We start from the raw sequence: 14,798 nt of genomic DNA, 5'->3' as shown, positions 1-14,798 counted from the left end.
GCACCCGACACGCTGCTGCCCATGCCCTCCGTCCCCGCCCCGGAACAGCGCGCCACGTACCGGGAAGTGCTGGCCGACCGGCGCTTTCGGCTGCTGTTCGTGACCCGGACCCTGACGGTCACGGCAGACTCGCTGCGGATCATGACCCTTTCGGTGCTTGTCTTCACGACGACCGACTCGCCTCTGCTGGGCGCCCTGACGTTCGGCATCGGCTTCCTGCCGCAGCTCGCCGGTTCGCTCTTCCTCGGCTCGCTCGCCGACCGTGCCCGCCCGCGCCGGCTCGTCACCGCAGGTCATGTCCTCCAGTGCGCGGCGGCCGCTGTCATGGGTGCGACCCACCTGCCGGTGTCGGCGGTCCTGGTCCTCATCGCCGCCTTGGCCTTCCTGACCCCCGTCTTCAGCGGCGTGACCAACCGGCTCGTCGCCGAGACGCTCACCGGTGACGCTTACGTCCTGGGACGCTCGTTGTCCAACATGTCCGCGTCCGCAGCCCAATTGCTCGGCCTGGCCGGCGGCGGTGCCGCGGTCGGGTTCCTCGGGCCGAGGACCGCGCTGCTGCTCAGCGCGGGCGCCTACCTGGTCGCCGCAGCCGCCGTCCGCCTCCCGCTGCCCGATCTGCCTGTGCCCGAGCAGGCGGTGCGACACGGACCGCGGCAGGGCTCCGGCTCGGTACTGCGCCACAGTTGGTCCGTCGACACAGAGCTGCTCGCCGACCGGAGGGTCCGCACCCTCCTGCTCGCCCAGTGGCTGCCGCCGGCGTTCGTCGCCGGCGCCGAGAGCCTGATCGTCCCGTTCGCGGGCGGTCACGGCATGCCCGCCGGTTCGGCCGGACCGCTCCTCGCCTGCCTACCGGTCGGCATGCTCGCCGGCGACCTGGCCGTCGGTCGCTTCGTCCGTCCCGCCGTCCGGGAACGCCTGGTCGCCACGCTGATGGTGATCCTCGGCCTGCCGCTGGCCGGCTTCGCGCTGGACCCGCCGTGGGTGGTCTGCGCGGCACTCCTGCTGGTCACCGGAACCGGCTTCGCCTACGCACTCGGACTCCAGCGCCCCTTCCTCGACGCGGTCCCGGAGGCCCGGCGCGGCCAGGCGTTCGGACTGCTCACCGCCGGACTGATGTCCGTCCAAGGAGCGGCGCCGGTCGTGTTCGGAGCCGTCGCCGAGTTCACCGACGCCGGCGTGTCCATAGCGCTCGCCGGTCTCGCGACGGTGTGCGTGGCAGGGTGCCTGGCCGCGTGGCGCATGAGATGCGGCGGGAAGGGCGGGGGCCCGTGGGCCTGACGCCACGCTGATCCCCCTGGGCAGCGTGCCGGGCGAGTGACCACGGCCTGGCGGCGTGGGGCAGCCACCGAGATCCGGTATCTCCAGAGTGAAAGGATGATCACCCTGGCCAGGATCTCGGCTGGAGGCGGCCAGTACTACTCGGCGGGTCCGCCGCGGCGAGTCGCGGCTCGCACGCGCAAAACCGCAGGTCAGAATCCCTTCGCGGTCGGTTCGAGGATCGCGACACACTCCATGTGATGCGTCACAGGAAAGATGTCAGCCTGAGTGAGTACCGAGGTGCTGGACTCCTTCCCTCATCCCGTCGCAGCGATTCACGGTGTGCGGACGACCCCACAGGACGGGACCGGCACGCCCGGCGGACTGCCAGGAGTCAGCACCGCTCACGGAACCTCGTTCCGCCCCCGACCTCACGGCGTCGAACGTCAGGAAACGGGGAACCAGACTGACAGGCGCTTGGCAATGACCGGTACATCGATGTTGTCCTGCGCGACGTGCTCGACGAACGGGCCGGCGATGGAGACGGGCGGCGGAAGGGTACTGGCGCTGACGCCGTTGAACCGCAGGAAGACGCGCATGGCAAGCCAGGCCGTGCGCTTGTTGCCGTCAATCAGCGCGTGGTTACGGGCAACGGAGTGCAACAATGCCGCCGCCTTCTCGTGCAGCGTGGGATACAGCTCGGCCCCGAACACGTTGGTCCGGGGCCGTTCGATCGCTGACACCAAAAGTCCCATGTCACGCACGCTGTGGTCGGTACCGTTGACCGTGCGGGCGATGGCCAGGATCTCGTCGATCTGGATGTAGCGCACTTCGGTCACTTCAGGTAGTCCAGGATCTCCGCATCGCTGTCCATGAGCTCGGACAGGACGTCATCGACCTTCAGCTCGGCCCGGTTCTGGGCGTCACGGATGGCCTCAATGGCAAGTTCCTGCTTGCTGCGGCCCTCCCGACGAGCACGCTCGGTGAGCTTCGCGTCAAGGTCGTCGGGGAGTCGGAGTGTCATCGCCATACAGCGATGATACCGGACTGGTATCTAGGCGGCGAGAGCAATTCGAATCGACCATCTGGCAATGCAAAGCAGCTGGTCAGATGCCCTTCGATGCAGCTCAAGGATCGCCACGCACTCCACGTGATACGTCATCGAAAACATGTCACGTTGCGCCTAGGTGAGAGAACATGCAGGTCAGGCTGGGTTTGGCGATCCCGCCAGGAGGCTGTCGGACGCCCGGAGCGTCACATGAACGTCACAGCCGTTGAGCGGTGAGGACCTACTCCGGACTGCTGGGGAGGCAGTACCCCATCTGTCGCGCTCGGCGGGGCCCACGGCTGGGCAGCCCCGCACCCGACGAACGCGACCGCATCCGCGCGGCCATGGACCGCATTCTGTAGGGAACCGCACAGCGCTCCAACGGCGCGCTGACCATCGTCGCCCTGGCTCAGGAAGCCGACGCACCCCGCAACGCTCTCGCCCAGCGCCACTTGGACCTCAAGAACGACTGTTCCAGACCGCGCAGGTCAGGGCACGCGGGCAGATGCCGGACTCCGAGATCCGCCCTGCGCCGTGACGCGAGCGACGCCGAGGACTTCCCCCAACAGGTGGCCGAGCTGCTGCACTTCCTCGGCGACGATTTCCCGGCCGAGCACCCTACGCCGACCGCGTGTACGCCGTACCGGGGCCCGCCCAGGACCGGCTCAACGGCGTCACCCCGCCTGCCGGTGTGGCTCCTCGGCTCCTCCGGGTACTCGGCGCACCCTTTGGCGTCGCTGTGGGTAGGGGACGAGACGATCCGGAATATCCGTTCTGAGCGGTCGCACCGGGCCGGCGGGCGGCGACCGGGGTCACGCGGTGTGCGGGCAGTTGCCCCGGTACTCCGCGATCGACGAGCTCGGCTGCGGCAACGGGCACAGGAACCGCTCGTAGCGGGTGTCGTTGTCGATGAACCGCTTCAGCCAGCTGATGCTGTACTTCGCGATCGTCGTGTTCGACATGTTCGGCGTCAGGTGGTTGGCGTTGTTCAGCTCCAGGTACGCCCGATCCAGCGAGGACGGCAGGCTCGCGTAGAACGGTTCGGAGTGCGAGCGGACCGGGGCGACGGTGTCGCCGTCCGCTCCGACGATGAGGGTGGGCGTCTGGATCTCCGGCCAGTTCTTGTCCAGGTTCCACGCGGTGAGCGGAATGGCGGCCTTGAGCGAGGGCCGGTCCTTGGCCGCCTCCAGCGTGCCGCCGCCGCCCATCGAGTGGCCCATGACCCCGAGCCGCGTGCTGTCCACTCGACTGCGGACGCTGCTGGTCTTCGTGAGGTAGTCGAGCGCGGCCAGCAACTGGTCACCGCGGGAGGCCGGCTGGTCCGAGGTGGTGTTGGTGTCGATGGTGAACACCACGAAGCCCTGGGAGGCGAGCCGCGGCCCCAGCCAGGCGATCGAGGACTGGCGCTCGGTGTACCCCGGGGAGATCGCCACGGCGCCGAACGTGCCGTCGTCGGTGCTGGTCGGGTAGTAGATCGTGCCACCGCCGAACCCGGACACGCTGAACTGGGAGACCCTGGTCTCGGAGACCGCGTACGCACCGCGCGTGGCCGTCACACTGGCCACGGTGGGGGCCGGACCACGCTCGTAGGGGTTCTCGGCGGCGTTCGCGCCGCCGGTGAGCATGGTCGCCAGGCCGGCCAGCGCCGCCGCGGACGCGAGGAGACCCAGGATCGGGCCGCGGGACCGACGGCGGTGCCGCGCCGCGCCGTTCTCCGGGGCGGGTGTGGACGACTGGGGAGTTGCCTGCATGAGCGGTTTCCTCTCGCCTCGCCCCCTGACGGCGGGTGCGCGTGCGGTCCCGGGAGCCGGGCGCCCAACGGCAGTTGACACGTGTCGTCGGCCGTGAACCGTGTCGTCATGGAGGTCGAGGAGGACGGTGGTACGTGGATCGGGTAGGCGTCCGGGCCGTATGGGGACGGCAGGAGCGTGGGGCACTCCTGATCGGACACACCTGCGGCCGGTTCCCGGGGCCACCCCGGGACGACGGCCGGGCCCAGCGTAAGAGCCGGGACAATCCTGCGCATCGGTGGAATCACCGGTCTCACAGCTCACACTCAGCAAGCACACGGCCGCGGCACTCTCGGCCGCCCTCCCTTACTTGTCTGTGAATCGGCTGCCCGGGCTGCGCACTTCTGCGCTGTTCGACCAACCGATCCCCTCCAGGATGTCTTCAAACCCTCTGTTACGCTCCGGAAACGTAAGACAGGAAGCGGCAGTGAACATGTACGACCAGACAGCCGACACGGGCGGCGACCGGGCCTCCCAGCTGTTCAAGGCCGCCGAGCGCGCTCGCCGCGGCGGGCAGACCCGCCGCGCTCTTGCCCTGCTCGTGGCCGCCGCCCACAGCACGGCCGGTGACAACGCAGCGCTGCGCGCCCGGGCCGAACTGCGGCGGGGCCTGCTCCTGTTGAGCGACGGCCCCGTGGCCGATGCCCACCAGACCCTGCTGCTCGCGGCCGAGTCGTTGGGCTCGCACGACGTGGAGGGCGCGGAACAAGCCCTTGCGGCGGCGGCGGAAGCAGCCTGGGCCGCCGGCGACCTCACGGCTTACCTCCAGACGCTGGAACGCACCGCGGACGAGACGCCGCCGACCGGACCCCCCGAGGGCACGAGCGCCGCGGCGGCACCGTGGGGTGCCTTCCGGGCGGGCATGCGCCACGTCGTGCTGGTCGACTTCGCCCGGGCGGCGCAGGAGCTGGAGCCGCTGCTCGCCGCCGCGGCGCGCACACAGCAGCCGGACGCCCTGCTGTACGCGGGCCGCGCGGCGCTGGTGCTGGGCGACATCGCCGCCGCGCGGCGCCTGCTCGGCCGGGCCCTGGCGGCCGCCGGCGCCCAGGGCGTGTCCGGGCCGACCGCCCGCATCCTGGAGTTCCTGGCCTACGCCGAACTGCGCGCCGGCTTCCACCACCAGGCCCGTGCCCACGCCGAGGAAGGCCTCCGTGCCGCCCGCCGGCTCGGTCAGCGCAACATCGGCGCGCAACACCACGCCCTGCTGGCACTGGTCTTCTCCCTGGTGGGTGCCGACTCCGCCACCGAACACCACGCCAAGGCCGCCCTGTCGGTCGCCCGGCCGCATGGGCTGCTCCAGGTGAGCACCATGGCGGAGTGGGCCCGCGCCCGTGCCGACCTGGGCCACGGCCGGGCCGAACAGGCCGCGATCCGTCTCGCGCCGCTACTGCGACCGGGCCCCCGGCGCGGGCACTTCGGCCTGTGGATGCTCGCGGTGCCGTGCCTCGTAGAGGCGACGGTCCTGGCGGGACTGGACGAGGACGTCACCGACATGGTCGACCTGTACGCCGAGTGGGCCGCCCTGGGCGCCGATCCACAGGCCGTGGCCCAACTGACCCGCCTCCGAGCCCTGACGGCACGGGAAGAGGACTGCGACACTCTGTACCAGCGGGCTCTGGCGCAACACGAGGCCGTCGACGGCCAGTTCGAGCACGCCCGCACGCTCCTGTCCTACGGCATGTGGCTGCGCCGCCGGCGCAGGCCCCTGGAGGCCCGGCAGCAACTGCGGGCCGCCCTGGTCGGCTTCGAACGCTGCGGCGCCCTGCTGTGGGAGAAGCGAACACGGTCCGAGCTGCGGGCCGCCGGGGACAGCGCAGCCGGCGACGACGTCAGCGCTCTCGGGCGGCTGACTCCGCAACAACAGCGCGTGGCGGGCCTGGTGGCGTCGGGCGCCACGAACCGCGAAGTGGCCGCGCGACTGTCGCTCAGCCCTCGCACCGTGGACCACCACCTGCGCAACATCTTCAGCCAGCTGGACGTCCGCTCACGGGTCGAGCTGGCACTGCTGATGAACGGCGACCGAGCAGAACGGAGCGGCGGCAGCGGGGGCGAGAACGTCTGACCGGGGGCAGGGGCCGGGACGCCTGACCGGCAGCCGCTCGGCGGACGTGGTCGCTCCCCGGAGCACCTTCAGAAGCCGGCACCACCTCCTGCACCGGCCCCACTGGCGCCGCCGACGACACCAAGCCCGCACCTGCCACCGCAAAACGGGCGCGGTCGCCGAGGACCTGGCGCTGTACCGGGAGAAGTTCCGGCGGCGCCTGCCGAAGTCGCTGGACGAGTTGCACGGCCCGATCCAAGGGGTCGTGGAGCTGCCGCTGCACATGGCCTGGTCCTGGAGGACCTCGTACGACCTGGGCAAGCCCCGCCGGCCCATGGCTGTGTACCGCACCGTCCTGCACGAGGGCCTGCGCAACGACCCCCTGCGCGAGCCCGCCTGCGCTCACTCTGGACACCAGCTCGCACATCACGAGCCGCGCCATTTCTCCGGCCACCATGGTGGAGTCATGTCCTCGTCCTCGATCCAGACCGCAATGGCGGTCACCGCGCCCTCCAGGTCGAACGTGTCCTCCTCGAACTCGTCGTCCAGAGCCCGGCATTCGGTCGCGAGCAGCGGTCCGCGTACGCACCGGTCGCCTCGGCGAAAACGCGGGCCTCGGCCTGGTCGGTGCGCAGGCCGGCCAAACGGCGCAGCACCTCATCGGGGTCGCCCAGTTCGCCGTGCAGGCAGTGTGCCCGGCCGACCAGCAGCGGCCAGCCGCCGGTCAGCTCGGGAGACGATCCAGGCGGCCCTCCGTGTGGAAGATGTCGCCGAGCTGCGCCCAGCCGTGCAGGCTGCGGCGTTCGTGGCGGCGCAGCAGCACGGGGCGGCCCAGGCGTGGGTTCGTGCCCGTCAGCAGGGCGCCCCACAGGGCCAGCTGGTCGGCATCCTTCACGAGACAACCGCGCGAGTCACGTCGAGAAAGGTGCCGGGGACGGCTTCCTCGTGGACGTCGATCAGCTGCCTGACCACGGCGTCAAACCGGAGAGCCATGTCTTCACCGTGACGACCCGAGGCCATCACGGTCGACGTCGGTATCGGTCGCCGCCAGCACCGCGACCCGAGTGTGGGTGGGATCGAGTACGGCGAAGGCCGCGTCCGACGTGTCGTGGTGGAACCAGTCCGTGAACGCCATGAACCGCAGCCACCGGTGATCTGTGGCCTGCCGTACCGCTTCCAGGAACGGTACGCCTGCGGGCAGCCCCATGAGCGCGTACAGACTGTCCCAGGCATACAGCCGCGCGTACGCGCCGCCCTGTCCCTGGCCGTTCACTCCGCCACTGTACGAGGCCGAGAAGAGTTCGTTGAGCACTTCGTCGGGTGTCGTCGCGCAGGCGAGCGCGCTGCCCCGGCGCCTGCCTTCGCCTGCCAGACAGCGCAGGGACAGTTCCTTGATGAAGGACATGCCGAAGTCCTCAGTGCTGAGCGGGCTCGGCAACGTGAAGAACCGTGCCTCGGGCTCACAGGCCCATCCGCCGGCCGTGAATGGCCGGGCAGCCGCCTTCGCCCGCCCGTCGTCACGTGTGTCACTGGCCCTGCGGCCCGCGACGGCACCGCTGTCGGTCGAGGGAACCTCCGGGAAACGCGACCGGAGCTGCTTCGGCGTCTTGATCGACCCCAGGCCCCGGACGCGAACCGTGAAGCGATGCTCGATGTCCAGTCGCGTCCCGGGCAGCCGAGCCAGCGGGTGCCCCAGCTCACGCAGCCTTTCGGCGTACGCCTCCAAGGTGTGCCGACCGGCCCCTGAGCCGATCAGCGCCAACTCTCCGAGGAGACAGGCCCTAAGCTCCACCGCCGGACTCCGGATTCCGTCCGGCAACTCGCCGAACACAGGCTCAAGGTCCCGCAGCTGCTGAGCCTTGACCAGCTTCGCGGCCACCGAGCGCAGCAACCGATCGGCTTCCACCCGATCCATGGTCTCGAGGGGCAGCAGCCGGCCCACGATGTCCACGGCAAACGTCGCACAGTCCCTCGAGCGCGTGTCGGCGAGGGTCTCGGCGATCCGCCCGGCGGCCCGCGCCGCAGAGGCCCCGCCGGGCTCCTCGGCGGACGCTCGCCGACACAACTGCTCCGCCGCTGCGTACAGTTCCTCCGGCCTGCGCTCGGCCAGATGCTGCAACTCTGGTCCGGACCACTCCCAAGGAGGTCGATCAGAAGGGTCGTCACCGGGCGTCACTTGGTTGTGGCTCACGCTCCGAGTCTACGAGCAGGAGATCAAGTAACTTTGCTGAGGCATACGTGCCTTGGTGGAGCGATGTGACGGGGGAAGAACGTGGGACACCGGCCGACGGATTGGCATGTCCTGGACTTGGACAAGGATCCGACCCCCGGTGATCCGGAGCGGGTGCGCAAGCTCGCCAAGATCCTGCACGACTTCGCCGACGACGTCTCCGACGCTCTGCGTCTGGTCAAGGGCATGGCGGGAGAGAGCACACTCGCGGAGTGGGCGGGCAAGTCGGCCACGGTCTTCAAGGAGGAGTTCTCGGGCGTCCCGAAGAACTTGAAGAAGCTGGAGAAGTCGTACGGGATGTGCGGCGACGCCCTCGCTGACTTCTGGCCGAAGCTGGAGCGCGCCCAGGCTCTGGCGGACAGGGCGCTGGTGAAGGCGCGGGAGGCCCGTGAGGACCTGTCCTCGGCGCAGTCGAAGCTCTCTTCGGCCGATTCCTGGGTGACCCGGGCCTCGAAGGAGGCCGACAAGTACGAGGACGACCCGACCGGCAGCAAGTCGGACGCGGACAAGCCGGACGAGGCGAAGGTACGGGCGGCCACGCGGGACGTCCAGCACGCCAAGACGGCGCAGACGAACGCGCAGTCGGCCGTCGACAACGCCCAGAGTGCGCTGGACGCGGCGAAGAAGATGGCCGAGGACGCGCGCAAAATGCGCGAGGACGCCGCCCGCGAGGCCAAGAACAAGATCGACGAGGCGTCCGACGCCGGCATCCAGAACCGGTCGTGGTGGGAGGACATCGGTGACTGGTTCACCGACAACTGGGACACCATCGTCGCGGTCTGCAAGGTCGTCGTCGCGGTGGTCGGCGTCATCGCGATGATCATCGGCGGGCCGATCCTGGCCGCGATCGTCGTCGTAGCAGCCCTCGTCGTCCTCGCCGACACACTCAACAAATACTCCAAAGGCCAAGCATCCCTGTGGGACGTGGGATTCGCGGCACTGGACTGCATACCGGGCGTCAAGGGACTCACCACACTCGGCAAGCTCGCCGCGGGGATGAAAGCCCTGGGCAAGGGTGGCCTCAAGGCGATGGCCAAGGGACTCGGAAGGGGTCTGCGCAAGGGGGCCGACGACGCCGTCGGCAAGAGCAAGCCGGCCAAGGGGCGGTGCAAGAACGGCGATCCCGTCGACATGGTCTCCGGCGAAATGCTCGTGGAGGAGACCGACGTGGAGCTTCCCGGGCTCCTTCCGCTCGCGCTGCGTCGTACGCATCTCTCGACGTACAACTGGGGCAAGTGGTTCGGTCCGTCCTGGGCCTCGACGCTCGACGAGCGTCTCGAACTGGACGGGGAGGGCGTCGTCTTCGCCGCTGACGACGGCATGATCCTCGTGTATCCCGTGCCCGCACCCGGTATCTCGGTCATGCCGGCGGAGGGCCCGCGCTGGCCGCTGGACTGGGACGGCGCGCCCGACACCCCCATCCGCATCACCGACCCGGCCACGGGACGCATTCGCCACTTCGCCCCGCTCGCCAAACCTGTCGCCGCGCACGAGGCGTTCACCCTGCCCCTGGCCGCGGTGACCGACCGCGACGGACGGCGCATCGACATCGACCGGGACGACTCCGGCGCCCCCACCGCCGTCCGCGACTCCGGGGGCCGCCACCTGCACATCGACACCGAGGGCGACCGGGTCGTCCGGCTGCGGCTGCGCAACGAGGAGGCCGGGCCCGACGGAACGACCCTGCTGCGCTACGGCTACAGCCCCGACGGGCACCTCGACGAGATCTACAACTCCAGCGGCCATCCGCTCAGGTACACCTACGACGTCCAGGGCCGCATCACTTCCTGGACCGACCGCAACGGCACCTGGTACCGCTTCACCTACGACGACCAGGACCGGTGCATACGAGGCGAAGGCGCCGACGGTTTCCTGTCCTGCTCCATCGCCTACGACCCGGCAGGACGCGAGACGCGCTACACCGACTCGCTGGGCCACACCACGACCTACCGGTACAACGAGCGCCGGCAGGTCGTCGCCCAAACCGACCCGCTCGGCAACACCACCTATGCCGAGTGGGACGCGTACAACCGGCTGCTCTCACGGACGAATCCTCTGGGCCACACCTCCCGTTTCGGCTACGACGAGCGCGGCAACCTCGTTTCTGTCGTGCGGCCCGACGGCGCCGTCACCACATGCGAGTACGACGCCTTCGACTGTCCCCTGTGGATCACCCTGCCGACCGGCGGCAGGCGTGGCTACGCGTACGACGAGCAGGGCCACCCGGCAGCGACCGTCGACGCCGACGGTGCCGTCACCACCTACGCCTATGACGCCTCTGGTGGTCTGCTCGGCGTCACCAACGCCCTGGGAGCGACCCACCGTGTCCAGCCGGGGCCGCTGGGGCTGCCCGACTCCGTCACCGCGCCACTGGGCGGTACGTCTCGCGTCACCCGCGACGCCTTCGGCCGCATCGTCGGCACCGTCGACGCCGCCGGAGCGACGACCCGCACCACATGGACGGTGGAGGGCTACCCCGCCGAGCGGGTCATGGCCGACGGCAGCACCGAGAGCTGGTCCTACGACGGTGAGGGCAACATCGTCCGCTACACCGGCCACGACGGCCGGAGCACGACCCACACCTTCACCCACTTCGACCGGCTCCGCACCCGGACGGAGGCGGACGGCTCGACGACGTGGTTCGCGTACGACACCGAGCTGCGGCTCACGTCCGTGACGAGCGCGTCGGGTGCGGTGTGGTCGTACGCGTACGACCCGGCGGGCCGTCTCGTCCGCGAAGTGGACTTCAACGGCCGTGCCGTTTCCTACGACTACGATGCCGCGGGCCGTCTGATCCGGCGCACCAACGGTGCGGGCGAGATCACCACCTATGTGCGCGACGCGTGCGGACGGGTCGTGGAGCGGCACTCCGGCGAGGCGATCGCGGCCTTCACCTACGACTTGGCCGGCCAGCTGGTCGCAGCGGTCACCCCCGACACCACACTCACGCTCGCACGCGACGCGGTGGGCCGTGTCGTCGTCGAGGAGTGCAACGGCCGCGCGGTGCACACGACGTACGACATACTCGGCCGGCGGGTGGAACGCCGGACTCCGTCAGGCGCCGTAAGTCGCTGGGAATGGGACGCGAACAACCGCCCCACCCGGGTCCGCCTCGCCGACCACGCGTTGTCCTTCGCGTACGGGGCTTCGGGCCACGAGATCGAGCGGCGGCTCGGGGAGACGGCGGTACTGTCCCAGGAGTGGGATGCCGGCCACCGTCTGACCGCGCAGACGGTTCTCGGGCGAGCCGCCTCCGACACAGGTTCGCCGGACGAGGCCCTGCTGCACCGCTCGTACTCGTACGGACAGGACGGCGGCCTGACCGCCATCGAGGACCAGACCTACGGCATCCGCCGATTCAGCCGTGATCGTCTCGGCAGGGTGGAAGCGGTCTCGGCCACCGGGTGGTCCGAGCGCTATGCCTACGACGCGGCGGGCAACGTCAGCCGGGCGGACGCGCCGGAAGGCCCCGAGGGAGAACGGGTCCACGACGGCACACTCCTACGCAGGGTCGGCCACACCACCTACGTCCACGACGCACAGGGGCGCCTCGTCCGGCAGGTGCGCAAGCTGCTGTCCGGGGGAACGCGGGAATGGACCTACGCGTGGGACGCCGAGGACCGGCTCACACGGGTCACGACCCCCGACGGGCGTCGTTGGGCGTACGTCTACGACGGTCTCGGTCGTCGGGTCGCCAAACGCCTGCTGTCCGACACCGGACGACCGATCGAGGAGACCGTCTTCACCTGGGACGGTTCCCACCTGGTGGAAGAGAGCAGCTCCGCCGACGGTCCCACCAGAAGCTGGGAATGGGCTCCCGGCACCAATCGTGCGCTGCTTCAGTTCGACCAGGACGAGGTCGACCGCCGCTTCTACGCCATCGTCACCGACTTGGTCGGTACCCCCACCGAACTGGTCGACGAAGGAGGCCGGATCGCCTGGCGGGCACGCACCACGCTGTGGGGCACACCTGTAGGCGGCTCCGCGGGCCCGGTCGACTGCCCCCTCCGCTTCCCGGGCCAGTACCACGACCCCGAGACCGGCCTCCACTACAACTTCCGCCGCTACTACGACCCCGAGAACGCCCGCTACATCAGCCCCGACCCACTGGGCCTCGCCCCCGCACCGAACCACCACGGCTACGTCCCCGACCCGCTTCGCTGGACCGACCCGTGGGGACTGGTCAGCTGCGAAAGCAGCAGGCACGGCATCACGGAGGAACGCGAGGCCCACATCGAGGGCCAGCACGGCCCCGGCGCCCAGGACCGCGTGCGGGAGAACGCCGACCCCACCGGGCCGGAACCCTCACTGCCCGGTGAGTTCTACGAGGACTTCTTCTGGGAGGGCGACGACTTCGTCCTGGGCCGACGGCTCCGCGAGGGCGTCGACGGAACCCCTGCCATACCCAACCCGCGCGCCAGGGCAGGGCAGGACAGCCACCTGCACCGCTTCGAACACGGTGAGCCCGTGGGCATCAACGGCAGCGGACGGGAGACCAGAGACGTCGAAGTCGTGATCCGCGACGGCCATATTCATACGGCGTATCCGGTGTGAGAGGGCCGGTCGGGGCGTGCACACGCTCGCTGAGCCGCCGGCATCCTCCGCCTGTGGCGCCCTGGCCGGTGAAACGCCCAAGGAAGTCGACCTCAACTGGGTCGCAACCCGGAGCTCCCTCTCTGCAGGAGCTGCATACAGCCGAACCCGAGTCACGGTCATCGCCGCCACCGGGTACCGGCCCAACCTGCACGCCCCGGTCGGGTCCCTGGGCGTACTCGACGAGGCCGGGCAACCCCTCGCCGTAGGGGCGCGGACGCTTCCCCCCCCAGCCGCGCGCCTGTACTTCGCCGGATACACCAATCCGCTCACGGGTGTCCTCCGCCAGGCGGGCATCGAGGCGCACGCCATCGCCTACGCGTTCCGCCGCGAGAAGGAGCGGGCCCCCTTCCCACCCCCCGCGTTGGCGACCGCGCGACCGACACACTCCACCGAGGGCACGCTTCGAACCTGACGTACCGTCGGAACCAGCGTCAAATGAGCGTCAGGACGCTTTCCCAGCAGGCTCGAGAATCGCCACGCACTCCACGTGCGACGTCATCGGAAACAAATCAAACGCCCGAAGCATCCGCACCCGATACCCGCCCTCCCGGAAGTACCCCAGATCCCGAGCCAACGCCGCCGGATCGCAGGCCACATACGCGATCCGCCGAGCCCCCAGCGAAGCCAGGTGCTCCACCGTCTTCCGCCCCGCCCCCGCCCGCGGTGGGTCAAGCACGATCAGGTCGACCTCCGTGATCCCCGTGCGCGGCAACACGCTCTCGACCTTGCCCTGCTCGATACGCACACGGTCGAAGTCGGCGAGGTTGTGCCGCGCGTCCTCCACCGCCCGCTTGCCGGACTCGATGCCGAGGACCGCGCCCTGTTCGCCGACGCGGTCGGCGAGGGCGCCCGCGAAGAGGCCGACGCCGCAGTAGAGGTCGAGGGCCATGTCGCCCTTGCGGGGCAGGAGACCCTGCATGACGGCCGTCACCAGGGTGTCCGCCGCCTTGGGGTGGACCTGCCAGAAGCCGCCGCCTCCGACCCGGTACGTCCGGCCGTCCGCGCGCTCGCGGACGAAGGGGCGGCCGTGGACACGGTGGACGCCGCCGGAACGCTCGTCCACGCGCAGCACCGACACCGGGTGGTCGAGTTCGACCAGCGGGAGGCGCGCGCCCGGCTTCGGCGTGAGGATCACCTGGCGGTCCTGCGAACCCGTCGCCGCGATCGCCTCGACGGAGTCCATGCCGGTCCAGACCCGCTTCTCGATGCCCAGCTCGCTGACCCCCTCCGCAGCGATCATGCAGTGGTCGATCGGCTCCACCTCGTGGGAGCGGTGCCGGCGCAGGCCCGCGCGGCCGTCGGCCGTGACCGCGTACTGGACGCGGGTGCGCCAGGACGGGACCTGGCCCGCGGGCACCTTGTCGCCCTCGGCGGGCACGACCGTGCCGTCCCAGCCGGCCTCCTCCGGCGTGAGCCCGGCGAGGTGCTGGAGCTGTTCGGCGATGACGTCGGCCTTCAGGCGCCGCTGCGCGCCCGGCTTGGCGTGCTGCCAGTCGCAGCCGCCGCAGCGGCCGGGGCCCGCGAACGGGCAGGGCACGTCGATCCGGTCCTTGGAGGCGTCCAGCACCTTCACCGCGTCCGCGCGCAGGAACCGGGCGCCCTGCTCGCCCTCCGTCACCCGGGCCACGACTCGCTCACCGGGCAGCGCGTGCCGGACGAACAGCACCTGGCCCTCGGACGTACGGGCGATGCAGTGGCCGCCGTGGGCGACGGGGCCGATCTCGACCTCGTACTCCTCCCCCACCAGCGACTTCCTCGGTTCTGCCTGCATGGTGGGGTGACTCCAAAAGCGTGAGGGGAAACGGCCGAAGAAAAACGGCCGGACAACAGCCCACC

The 14,798-nt window shown here is 70.2% G+C and carries 10 protein-coding genes and 1 pseudogene; 5 read left to right on the top strand and 6 right to left on the bottom strand.

The features are described from left to right. The first annotated feature begins 21 nt into the window (after nucleotides 1-21). Nucleotides 22-1,278, top strand: coding sequence for an MFS transporter (locus HDA41_RS29995; protein ID WP_184989437.1), 1,257 nt, complete (start codon nucleotides 22-24; stop codon nucleotides 1,276-1,278). Between the two features lie 425 nt (nucleotides 1,279-1,703). Here the strand turns inward: HDA41_RS29995 and HDA41_RS29990 are convergent, their stop codons facing one another. From HDA41_RS29990 to bdeA, 3 genes are all read right to left on the bottom strand, one after another. Beyond that, nucleotides 1,704-2,096, bottom strand: coding sequence for a type II toxin-antitoxin system death-on-curing family toxin (locus HDA41_RS29990; protein ID WP_184989433.1), 393 nt, complete (start codon nucleotides 2,094-2,096; stop codon nucleotides 1,704-1,706). Next, the gene (locus HDA41_RS29985) at nucleotides 2,093-2,287 is read right to left on the bottom strand and encodes a ribbon-helix-helix protein, CopG family (protein ID WP_184989430.1); all 195 of its coding nucleotides are present in this window, start codon (nucleotides 2,285-2,287) and stop codon (nucleotides 2,093-2,095) included. Before HDA41_RS29985 ends, HDA41_RS29990 begins: the two co-directional genes overlap by 4 nt. Before the next feature lie 830 nt (nucleotides 2,288-3,117). Continuing rightward, on the bottom strand, nucleotides 3,118-4,056 hold the full coding sequence (bdeA, locus tag HDA41_RS29980; protein WP_184989427.1) for a bis(hydroxyethyl) terephthalate hydrolase: 939 nt from the start codon (nucleotides 4,054-4,056) through the stop codon (nucleotides 3,118-3,120). 472 nt (nucleotides 4,057-4,528) lie between these two features. Here bdeA and HDA41_RS29975 point away from each other — a divergent pair, with 472 nt between their 5' ends. Both HDA41_RS29975 and HDA41_RS43025 read left to right on the top strand, forming a co-directional pair. Next, nucleotides 4,529-6,157 carry a helix-turn-helix domain-containing protein gene (locus HDA41_RS29975; protein ID WP_184989424.1) on the top strand — a complete coding sequence of 543 codons (1,629 nt, stop codon included), beginning with the start codon at nucleotides 4,529-4,531 and terminating at the stop codon, nucleotides 6,155-6,157. A gap of 166 nt (nucleotides 6,158-6,323) precedes the next feature. Next, nucleotides 6,324-6,515, top strand: a pseudogene (locus HDA41_RS43025) (hypothetical protein); the annotation flags it as partial. Between the two features lie 345 nt (nucleotides 6,516-6,860). Here HDA41_RS43025 and HDA41_RS29970 read toward each other — a convergent pair. Together HDA41_RS29970 and HDA41_RS29965 are read right to left on the bottom strand one after the other, a co-directional pair. Then, on the bottom strand, nucleotides 6,861-7,031 hold the full coding sequence (locus HDA41_RS29970) for a hypothetical protein (RefSeq protein WP_184989422.1): 171 nt from the start codon (nucleotides 7,029-7,031) through the stop codon (nucleotides 6,861-6,863). 102 nt (nucleotides 7,032-7,133) lie between these two features. Continuing rightward, nucleotides 7,134-8,327 carry a DUF6183 family protein gene (locus tag HDA41_RS29965; protein WP_230299654.1) on the bottom strand — a complete coding sequence of 398 codons (1,194 nt, stop codon included), beginning with the start codon at nucleotides 8,325-8,327 and terminating at the stop codon, nucleotides 7,134-7,136. A gap of 117 nt (nucleotides 8,328-8,444) precedes the next feature. On the opposite strand from HDA41_RS29965, the gene HDA41_RS29960 reads away from it, so the two are divergent. Both HDA41_RS29960 and HDA41_RS29955 read left to right on the top strand, forming a co-directional pair. Further along, nucleotides 8,445-12,920 (top strand): DUF6531 domain-containing protein, encoded by a 4,476-nt coding sequence (locus HDA41_RS29960; protein WP_230299655.1) that lies wholly within the window; start codon nucleotides 8,445-8,447, stop codon nucleotides 12,918-12,920. 16 nt (nucleotides 12,921-12,936) lie between these two features. Further along, nucleotides 12,937-13,374 carry a hypothetical protein gene (locus tag HDA41_RS29955; protein WP_184989416.1) on the top strand — a complete coding sequence of 146 codons (438 nt, stop codon included), beginning with the start codon at nucleotides 12,937-12,939 and terminating at the stop codon, nucleotides 13,372-13,374. Between the two features lie 30 nt (nucleotides 13,375-13,404). Here the strand turns inward: HDA41_RS29955 and HDA41_RS29950 are convergent, their stop codons facing one another. Continuing rightward, complete coding sequence (locus HDA41_RS29950; protein WP_184989413.1) at nucleotides 13,405-14,733, bottom strand: class I SAM-dependent RNA methyltransferase; 1,329 nt, start codon at nucleotides 14,731-14,733, stop codon at nucleotides 13,405-13,407. Nucleotides 14,734-14,798: the final 65 nt, after the last annotated feature.

This window comes from Streptomyces caelestis, assembly GCF_014205255.1.
Classification (GTDB): domain Bacteria; phylum Actinomycetota; class Actinomycetes; order Streptomycetales; family Streptomycetaceae; genus Streptomyces; species Streptomyces caelestis.
The sequence above is the reverse complement of the archived record's forward strand: the minus strand, read 5'-3'. Positions and strand labels throughout refer to the sequence as shown.

What these genes read in the sequence shown, in the direction of transcription:
- HDA41_RS29985 (WP_184989430.1), bottom strand. Translation starts at nt 2,287, where the DNA reads ATGGCGATGACACTCCGACTCCCCGACGACCTTGACGCGAAGCTCACC.
- HDA41_RS29995 (WP_184989437.1), top strand. Translation starts at nt 22, where the DNA reads ATGCCCTCCGTCCCCGCCCCGGAACAGCGCGCCACGTACCGGGAAGTG.
- HDA41_RS29975 (WP_184989424.1), top strand. Translation starts at nt 4,529, where the DNA reads ATGTACGACCAGACAGCCGACACGGGCGGCGACCGGGCCTCCCAGCTG.
- bdeA (WP_184989427.1), bottom strand. Translation starts at nt 4,056, where the DNA reads ATGCAGGCAACTCCCCAGTCGTCCACACCCGCCCCGGAGAACGGCGCG.
- HDA41_RS29950 (WP_184989413.1), bottom strand. Translation starts at nt 14,733, where the DNA reads ATGCAGGCAGAACCGAGGAAGTCGCTGGTGGGGGAGGAGTACGAGGTC.